Source organism: uncultured Traorella sp. (assembly GCF_944327115.1).
Lineage (GTDB): Bacteria > Bacillota_I > Bacilli_A > Erysipelotrichales > Erysipelotrichaceae > Traorella.
In genome coordinates this window covers 1-5,841 of sequence record NZ_CALVGS010000043.1, presented here as the reverse complement: position 1 = coordinate 5,841, position 5,841 = coordinate 1, and the positions used below count along the sequence as shown (strand labels likewise).

Annotated in this window: 7 protein-coding genes and 1 tRNA gene; 6 read left to right on the top strand and 2 right to left on the bottom strand. The window is 34.5% G+C overall.

Annotated features, from left to right (window positions below):
- The first annotated feature begins 50 nt into the window (after positions 1 to 50).
- From Q0K35_RS04050 to Q0K35_RS04035, 4 genes are all read left to right on the top strand, one after another.
- Positions 51 to 1,277, top strand: a complete 1,227-nt coding sequence (locus Q0K35_RS04050; RefSeq protein ID WP_294561394.1) for an ATP-binding protein — start codon at positions 51 to 53, stop codon at positions 1,275 to 1,277.
- Positions 1,264 to 1,962: an RloB family protein gene (locus Q0K35_RS04045; RefSeq protein ID WP_294561393.1), complete on the top strand. Its 699-nt coding sequence runs from the start codon at positions 1,264 to 1,266 to the stop codon at positions 1,960 to 1,962. The genes Q0K35_RS04050 and Q0K35_RS04045 overlap by 14 nt, the downstream gene beginning before the upstream one ends.
- 149 nt (positions 1,963 to 2,111) lie before the next feature.
- Positions 2,112 to 2,330 carry a helix-turn-helix domain-containing protein gene (locus tag Q0K35_RS04040; RefSeq protein WP_365936208.1) on the top strand — a complete coding sequence of 73 codons (219 nt, stop codon included), beginning with the start codon at positions 2,112 to 2,114 and terminating at the stop codon, positions 2,328 to 2,330.
- Between the two features lie 71 nt (positions 2,331 to 2,401).
- Entirely contained in the window at positions 2,402 to 3,718 is a 1,317-nt protein-coding gene (locus tag Q0K35_RS04035; RefSeq protein ID WP_294561392.1) for a tyrosine-type recombinase/integrase, read from the top strand.
- A 164-nt stretch (positions 3,719 to 3,882) separates the two neighbouring features.
- Here Q0K35_RS04035 and Q0K35_RS04030 read toward each other — a convergent pair.
- Together Q0K35_RS04030 and Q0K35_RS04025 are read right to left on the bottom strand one after the other, a co-directional pair.
- Positions 3,883 to 3,966 (bottom strand) — tRNA-Leu (locus tag Q0K35_RS04030).
- Between the two features lie 75 nt (positions 3,967 to 4,041).
- Positions 4,042 to 4,533: an inorganic diphosphatase gene (locus Q0K35_RS04025; RefSeq protein WP_294561391.1), complete on the bottom strand. Its 492-nt coding sequence runs from the start codon at positions 4,531 to 4,533 to the stop codon at positions 4,042 to 4,044.
- 135 nt (positions 4,534 to 4,668) lie between these two features.
- On the opposite strand from Q0K35_RS04025, the gene Q0K35_RS04020 reads away from it, so the two are divergent.
- A complete protein-coding gene (locus Q0K35_RS04020) occupies positions 4,669 to 5,022 on the top strand; it encodes a phage holin family protein (protein ID WP_294561390.1) in 354 nt (117 codons plus the stop codon).
- Between the two features lie 141 nt (positions 5,023 to 5,163).
- Positions 5,164 to 5,841 (top strand): transketolase (locus Q0K35_RS04015; RefSeq protein WP_294561389.1); only part of this gene is annotated, 678 nt, incomplete at its 3' end.

Below are 5,841 nucleotides of genomic sequence, written 5' to 3'. Positions count from 1 at the left end.
GTTGCTGAAAATTGAAAAAAGTCATATAATAAATGCGAAAGGAGAGAATTATGTTAAGTCAGTTTTCAGTAAAGAACTTTAAAAGTATCAAAGATGAAATAACGCTCGATATGCAGGCGACGTCAATTTCAGAAAGCTCAGATCATCTGCTTAAGACAGAAGGCGGCAACTATCTTCCGGTATCGGTCATTTATGGTCCGAATGGTGCAGGAAAATCAAATGTTCTTGATGCCTTGCGTGTTTTGGTGAACAAGGTACTAAGACCTGTTATCATTACAGATAGTCAGAATAATTCTCAAATGAAGAGTTTGACTGTTCAGCCTTTTTCATTCTCTCAGAAAACAATTGATGAGCCGACAGAATTTGAGGTCATGTTCATCACAGATGTTGCAGAATATAAATATAACTTATCTATTTTAAAAGACAAAGTTGTTTATGAGAGGCTGGATCGGGTAAAATTTTCTACAAAAAGGATGTCAGCTTTATTTGAAAGAAATGGAAACGAAATTATTAAAAAAGGAGAACTCTCAAAGCTGAAAGTCAGTGAGGACATATCTGATACACTGCCTTTATTATCCTATTTAGGCATCACTTATTTAAATAATGAAGTCGTAAAGGATGTCTTTAACTGGTTTAAAAACAAAATCAGATTTTTAAATTATGGTGATTTTTTATTAGAATACATGATTTGGAGAGATAGGGCAGAAGGGGATTTAAAAGATTTAATTAAGAAAATGATCGAGGAACTTGATCTCGATATCGTTGATTATTCTTTTGAAGATAAAGGAGAACATGATTTTGACATTTTAACGGAGCATGATGTTGACGGCTATAAGGCTAAACTTCATTTATATGATGAATCCAAAGGTACACAGAAATTATTCAGCTTGCTGCCTCATATTGCTGACAGTTTGCTCAATGGAGTTACGCTTGTCATTGATGAAATGGATGCGAAAATTCATCCGCTGATCATCAAGTATATTATTCAGCGTTATACTGACAAGACGATCAATCAGAGCAATGCACAGTTGATTTTCACTTCCCATGACCTGTCCAATATGAATAGTGAAGTATTCCGCAGGGATGAGATATGGTTTGTCGCTAAAGGAAACTATCAGGATACGCAGTTATATTCTCTGGTGGAATTCAAAAACAGTAAAGGAGAAAGCGTACGTAAGGATGCGAAATATGACAAGCAGTATCTGGAGGGCAAATATGGAGCTGATCCTTATTTAAGAAGAATCATTGACTGGAGCGAATACAATGAGAAGAAGTGAATGGAAGAAACAGCGTCGTAAAGAATATCTGGAACAAAGAAATAATGTCTATATTTTCTGTGAAGGAGAAAAAACAGAACTGTTGTATTTTCAGGGACTAAAAAAAGCAATCGAAAAAAATGCCATGTATCAGAATATGATTCACATTGATATTCAGCCTTGCACAACCAACACAGTACAGGTTGTAGAAAAGGCTTTTACCTACATTGAAAGGAATCAGGTGACTCATGGAGAAGTATGGTGTGTTTATGATCAGGATGATTTTCCAAAAGAAAATTTTGATAAGGCAAATCAAATGATGGTACAGAGAGATGGAAGCAGTCCCAATCTAAGATTTAAAGCGGCGTGGAGCAACCAGTGTTTTGAATTATGGTACGTACTGCATTTTGATTACTATAATGTTAATAATAACAGAGATCAGTATTCTGAAAGATTAACAAGAAAGCTAAGAAGTTTAAATAAAGGAATTTATACAAAAACAAGACCTGATATGTTTGAAATACTGAATGAAGTCGGGAATCCTAAAAATGCCATAAAATTTTCTAAAAAGCTTTTAGAGAATAAAGAAGGCAGACTCCCATCTCAGATTGCTCCGGCTACAAAAGTGTATGAGCTGGTTGAAAATTTGGCTAAATATCTTCCAGGCGACATAAAAGCTAAATTTTTAGATGAAACTGAGCAATAAAAAAGATTTGCATACAAAAGGACAATTGATTAGAATTGTCCTTTTGTTTTGATGGAATAAACATATCAAAGTAGAACCTTTATTACACTTTGTCCTTATCATCTATTATATTTTCAACATTATATCCAAGGGCTATGGTAAGCTTCTGAATCGTTGTTTTTAGATATTTTTCTTCCATCGTTGTTGATGTAAAAACGTTATGCAGAATGCTGGGAGGTATAAGCAGAAAAAGTGCATACAAGTTGCTTAATGAAAATAAAATTGATCATATTAAAATTGGTCGTAAATTTTATATTCCAAAGTATCACATCTTGAGATACTTGGAAATCATCAATCTAGCTGAAAATGTACAAAATCGAAAATCGTAAATTCGCTTTTATTTCTAGCTGATACTAAAATAATACTGCCAGTGAATTATCAGATGTTAGGAGGGATTTAAATGAAAAATAAAAAAACTGGCAAAAAGAAAGTATCTGGATATATAAAGGAAATAAATGGTATTTGGCATATTGTTATCGTTTATTATGATGCTCAAGGAAAACGTAAATTTTCTTCAGTATCTACCAAGCTAAAGGTGAAAGGAAATAAACGTAACGCTACAAGACTGATGGAAAACATACTAGATCTTTTTGAAATTCCAAATGAAGGAGATAAGTTAAATCTCAAAAAGTATCTGAATAGTGATTTAGAAAAAAACAAAGCTAAATTAGATAAAATAAAAACAAAGAAAAAAGGAAAACAAAATAAAGATGAAACAAAAAAATATATACCAATAAGCTCTGACATGTTATTTGCCGATTTTTTGTATTTTTGGCTAAAAGCAGTAAAAAGCAGCATCGCATTAAATACTTATGGTACTTATTATATGACAGTCAATTCTAAGATAGCTCCTTATTTCAGAGAAAGGAATATTAAGCTGAATGAGCTGTCAACGATAGATTTACAGAACTATTATTCATATGAAGAAGAAGTTGAAAGATTATCTCCAAATACGATTTTGAAAAGACACAACAATATTAATCAGGCGCTGAAATATGCAATAAATTTAGAGTTGATTGAAAAAAATCCTGCAGATCGGGTCATCAAACCAAAAAAAGTAAAATTTACGGGAGGTTCTTCCTATTCACAGGAAGAATTAACAGAATTATTTAAAATTTTCAAAGGTGATCCGTTGGAGATCGCAGTGTATTTTGCGGCATATTATGGGTTACGCAGAGAGGAAATTGTAGGAATCAAATGGAAGAATATTGATTTTGAAAACCATACGCTGACAATACGCAGTGTTGTAACGAATGGTTTAATTAACGGAAAAGTAATAGAAATAGAAAGAGATAATCCTAAGAACACATCAAGCGAACGAACATTTCCATTAGTCAAATTATTTGAAGACCTGCTTATAAAAATGAAAGCTAATCAGGAAAAAAATAAAAGGATTGCTGGACGAAGCTATAATCCCCGATATATGGATTATATCTATGTTGATAAATTAGGCAATCGAATCAAACCGGGGTATATCACTCAGCATTTTAATCAGTATCTAAAAAAACATGGTGCAAGACATATCCGCTTTCATGATCTCAGACACACATGTGCAACACTTATGCTTGCAAAAGGAGAAAATCTGGTCAAAGTTCAAAAGTGGCTAGGTCACTCGGACATTTCGACAACTGCCAATATTTATTCACATTTGGATTTCCAGTCGAAGGTAGATTCGGCGAATAACCTGTTGAATATCATGCCAGACAGCCTGATTTAATGAAAATTGTGGTAATTTTTCAGGGGCATGATTTTTAGATTTTTTTGCAAACTGTGGTAATTTTTAGGAAAATCTGAAAAATGCCAAAATTGTGGTAAAAAAATAAAATAAAAAAAATCCTTAAAATCTTTCAGAAAGCCCGATTTTAAAGGATAATTTCAATATGGTGCGCGTGAAGGGACTCGAACCCCCACGGATGAACCGCCAGATCCTAAGTCTGGTGCGTCTGCCAGTTTCGCCACACGCGCATTTGAATTGCTTTCATATTATAGCAATCCTTTGCGCAAAAATCAAGATAATTTTTATGTGGCATAAGAGTAAGCTTATTGTTTTTCTAAATATGCTTTTCGGCAGTCTTCGATCAGCTTAAGCGCTTCTTCTTTTTCATGATATTCACCCACGGTTACTTCGATATCTTCCAGAGTTTTATAGTTTTCAAAAAAATTATGAATTTCTTTTAAGGTAAAAGAAGATACATCTTTTAATTCCTGGACCTCATCATAGCGAGGATCACAATCTACGACTGAAATCAGTTTATAATCCTCCTTGCCATTATCGATCATCGTCAGATAGCCAACAACACGACAAGGAACGATACATCCCGGATATGTTGGTTCTGTACCGATAATAAGGATATCCAGCGGGTCGCCGTCAGGTGCCAGGGTATTTTCAATCGTTCCATATTCAGTTGGATAACCCATCGCTGAATAAAGCACACGGTCTAATCGGATCTTACCGGTTTTCTTATCAATCTCATATTTGTTTCTCGAACGAAAAGGGATTTCTACAATAGCTTCTACAACATCATGTTTCATATTTTCACGCTCCTTGTTCATATTATATCATGTTCCTTTGTTATTTTCATTGATTAATCTGGTGTCAAAATTGTTATAAACTTTGCATTCCTTTTATTTTATGGTAAAATACAATTCAAAAGTGAGGGTGATATTATGAGCAAAGGAATTGTTCGTTTTGTTTTAGAGCTTGTTCTGGGAGCAGGTGTGATCATGCTGATGAGCTATATTTTTGATGGTGTATATGTTCGAGATTTTTCGATTGCTTTTTTAGTAGCTATCGTACTATCTCTTTTAAACAAATTTGTAAAACCGGTCTTATCTGTTTTGGCCTTGCCGATTACGATCATGAGCCTAGGTCTTTTCCAACTGGTGATCAATGGCGTGATCCTGTATTTAGCGGTCATGGTCTTGAAGCCGGATTTTCAGATTGCATCCTTTGGCTTAACGATCTTGACAGCCATATGTATATCTATATTATATAGTATCTTAGGAATCGGAAAGGATTAGAAAGCATCTTCTGAACGATGCTTTTTCTTTTGCCTGCCAAACAAATACAGAAAAAAAGCAGTGAATGTCTGAAAAACATTTTCATATGACTATCATTTATTCCCGGAATCAAGTATAATGTACTTGCTAGAGGAGGAACCTATGTTAACAACACAAGAATTGAAACAGCATGCTGTAAATATTCGTAAGAATATCATTAAGATGGTAGCAAGCGCTCAAAGCGGACATCCGGGAGGAAGTCTTTCCAGTGCCGATATCATTACCTATTTATATTTTAATGTCATGGATATCAATGAAGATAATGTGAAAGGCATCGATCGTGATCGCTTTGTCTTAAGCAAGGGTCATGCATCACCTTTATTATATGCAGTGTTATGTGAAAAGGGATTTTTGGATGAAAGTGAGCTTTTAACTTTTAGAAAAATTAATTCAAATTTGCAGGGACATCCGAATATGGCTTCTGTTGATGGTGTGGATATGTCGACAGGTTCCTTAGGACAGGGTATCAGTGCGGCAGTAGGTATGGCAATGGCTAATAAACTCGATCAAAATGATCATCGTATCTATGCTCTTTTAGGAGATGGTGAGAGTCAGGAAGGAGAGGTATGGGAAGCTGCAATGGCAGCAGCTCATTACAAATTAGATAATTTATGTGCGATCTTGGATTATAATGGTTTACAGATCGACGGCAGTATTCATGATGTCATGGATCCATCACCATTGGATGAGAAATTTAAAGCCTTTGGATGGCATGTCATTGAAATTGATGGACATAACTATGATGAAATAGAAAAAGCCTTTGCACAGGCAAAGACGATC

Excerpts from the sequence above, each read along its gene's own strand:
- Q0K35_RS04050 (WP_294561394.1), top strand. The coding sequence starts at position 51 with ATGTTAAGTCAGTTTTCAGTAAAGAACTTTAAAAGTATCAAAGATGAA.
- Q0K35_RS04045 (WP_294561393.1), top strand. The coding sequence starts at position 1,264 with ATGAGAAGAAGTGAATGGAAGAAACAGCGTCGTAAAGAATATCTGGAA.
- Q0K35_RS04035 (WP_294561392.1), top strand. The coding sequence starts at position 2,402 with ATGAAAAATAAAAAAACTGGCAAAAAGAAAGTATCTGGATATATAAAG.
- Q0K35_RS04025 (WP_294561391.1), bottom strand. The coding sequence starts at position 4,533 with ATGAAACATGATGTTGTAGAAGCTATTGTAGAAATCCCTTTTCGTTCG.
- Q0K35_RS04020 (WP_294561390.1), top strand. The coding sequence starts at position 4,669 with ATGAGCAAAGGAATTGTTCGTTTTGTTTTAGAGCTTGTTCTGGGAGCA.